Origin of the sequence: Flavobacterium fluviatile, assembly GCF_010645065.1 — a bacterium.
GTDB lineage: Bacteria > Bacteroidota > Bacteroidia > Flavobacteriales > Flavobacteriaceae > Flavobacterium > Flavobacterium fluviatile.
The window spans coordinates 1-1,435 of sequence record NZ_JAADZW010000069.1 but is presented as its reverse complement, the minus strand read 5'-3'; the positions used below and the strand labels follow the sequence as shown (position 1 = coordinate 1,435).

Genomic DNA, 1,435 nt, shown 5'->3' with positions numbered 1-1,435 from the left:
TTTTTTAATCGTATTTTCGTTTAGCCGAAAATACTCGTCTTCGTAAGTCGCAAACGGCGCAAGGCGCGAGAACGTTAGTGGCAAGCAATCAGCAGAAAACAAAAAATCAAATATGAACAATAAAAGCAATATTGATTCTAAATTTCAATCCCTACTAGAAGTTATCTCGGAAGAGTCTTTTCACGATTTGTTTGCAGAACTTATTGAAAGCTCACAATTTATTGAAGAACAGAAGCAAATTGAGTTATTGGAAATTCTTGCAGAAAAATTTCAGAAGTTTTATAACGTTGATGAATTAACGGAAAACGAAAAAATATTTATTTCTGAACAGCTGATAAAATGGACGCATTTTTCTGATCTAAATAGAGTTTGCAAATTGGTTGGTTTGATGTTTTCTTTTGTCGATAAAAGATACTATGAATTTTTACGAGTTAGTTTAAAAACTGAACAGTTAACGTTAGATGTGAGGATGGAAATAGCAGAAAGTATTAAAGAATTTGAAAAGGAATATTTTAAATAATAATAAGCCTGCCACTAACACACGCTACAAGCAATTTGGGTTTTAGGCTTAATTTGAAATTGGTTTTGTATTTGGGATGATTTGGCAAATCCGAAAATAGGGCTTAATTTAGTCCCAAACTGCTTGTAGCGCGAGAACGTTGTATGATATTTTGAAAAACCGCTGGGAATGAACAATAAATTTATAGGAATTACATCGATTTTATTAGTAATTATTTTTATTATGCTATTTTTAAATTTCATCAAAGAAAGCAAAGAAGAAAAGTTTTGGAACTGGTTTGAGAAAAACCAAGAAACTTATTTTAATGATATAGAAAATCTTGAAATTAGAGATAAAATTTTCGACGAACTTTCTGAAAACTTAAAACAAGTCAATCAAGATTTAGTGTTTGAATTTAGCCCAAAGCGTGAAAATAATATTAGAGAATTTACAATTTCAGCTGATGGAATTGAAAAAATATTTCCTATTGTTCAAAAACTGATTAAAAAAGCGCCAAAACTAAAAAATTGGAAATTTAATGCGTTTAGACAGCCAACACCTGGAAATGATGAATTTGAAATCAAATATGGAGATTTAAAAATTGGTTATTCTGATATTTATTACAGAAGTAAAAACGACAACGGAAAACTAGGAATTGAATTGAACATAAGAAATTATGATGGAAAAGGTCAGACACAAAATGCTATATATATTCTTTTGGATAATTTAATTGGAGAATATGATGTTACAACAAAAATTGGTTGGATTGAATGGATTAAGCTAAGTGAAAGCGAAATAACAAACTTGAAACCACTTACTGAATTACGAAAAGAAATTGCGGAATAAAAAAACATCATACAACACACGTCTTGCGCCATTTGCGAATTTAGTGGAATTATCGTTTTTTAATCGTATTTTCGTTTAGCCGAAAATACT

At 29.8% G+C, this 1,435-nt stretch carries 2 protein-coding genes; both read left to right on the top strand.

The window, feature by feature from the left end; all coding sequences use genetic code 11:
- Positions 1-112: 112 nt before the first annotated feature.
- Positions 113-520, top strand: a complete 408-nt coding sequence (locus GXM17_RS21290) for a hypothetical protein (RefSeq protein WP_163401526.1) — start codon at positions 113-115, stop codon at positions 518-520.
- A gap of 168 nt (positions 521-688) precedes the next feature.
- Positions 689-1,345 (top strand): hypothetical protein, encoded by a 657-nt coding sequence (locus GXM17_RS21285; RefSeq protein WP_163401525.1) that lies wholly within the window; start codon positions 689-691, stop codon positions 1,343-1,345.
- The last annotated feature ends 90 nt before the right edge of the window (positions 1,346-1,435 follow it).

What these genes read in the sequence shown, in the direction of transcription:
- GXM17_RS21290 (WP_163401526.1), top strand. Translation starts at nt 113, where the DNA reads ATGAACAATAAAAGCAATATTGATTCTAAATTTCAATCCCTACTAGAA.
- GXM17_RS21285 (WP_163401525.1), top strand. Translation starts at nt 689, where the DNA reads ATGAACAATAAATTTATAGGAATTACATCGATTTTATTAGTAATTATT.